Here is a 395-nt window from a genome sequence, read left to right on the forward strand (position 1 = left end):
GTCTCGGCCGCCTGGCGCAGGAAGCTGTCGCGGGGCGCGACACACCGCTGTTGCTCGGCATCATCCTGGTGAGCGCCGTTCTCGTTATCGTCATCAACCTTCTGGTCGATCTCGCCTACGCTGTCCTCGATCCGCGCGTCGGCGCCGGCGAGGCAAGCGCATGAACCGCCTGCGCCGTTTCTTGCGCACCCCGGAAGCGATCGCCGGCGCGCTTATCCTCGCCCTGCTCCTCGTCATGGCCTTGGCGGCGCCGCTGTTCTTTCCCGGCGATCCGCAGGCGATCGCCGGTCCGGCGCTGCTGCCGCCGTTCCAGGGCTGGTCGCTGCCGCTCGGCACCGACCGGCTCGGCCGCGACGTGCTGGCCGAGCTGTTCCATGGCGCCCGCACCTCATTGG

General features: G+C 70.1%; 1 protein-coding gene and 1 pseudogene. Both read left to right on the forward strand.

Annotation, left to right across the window (positions count from 1 at the left end; genetic code table 11):
• The coding region (locus tag EOA24_RS41100) for an ABC transporter permease subunit (protein ID WP_127410978.1) at nt 1-164 on the forward strand (164 nt) is incomplete at its 5' end.
• Nucleotides 161-395, forward strand: a pseudogene (locus tag EOA24_RS41105) (ABC transporter permease); the annotation flags it as partial. The gene EOA24_RS41100 and the pseudogene EOA24_RS41105, both read left to right, overlap by 4 nt.

It is taken from the genome of Mesorhizobium sp. M2A.F.Ca.ET.039.01.1.1 (assembly GCF_003998035.1).
In the GTDB taxonomy this organism is placed as follows: Bacteria; Pseudomonadota; Alphaproteobacteria; order Rhizobiales; family Rhizobiaceae; genus Mesorhizobium.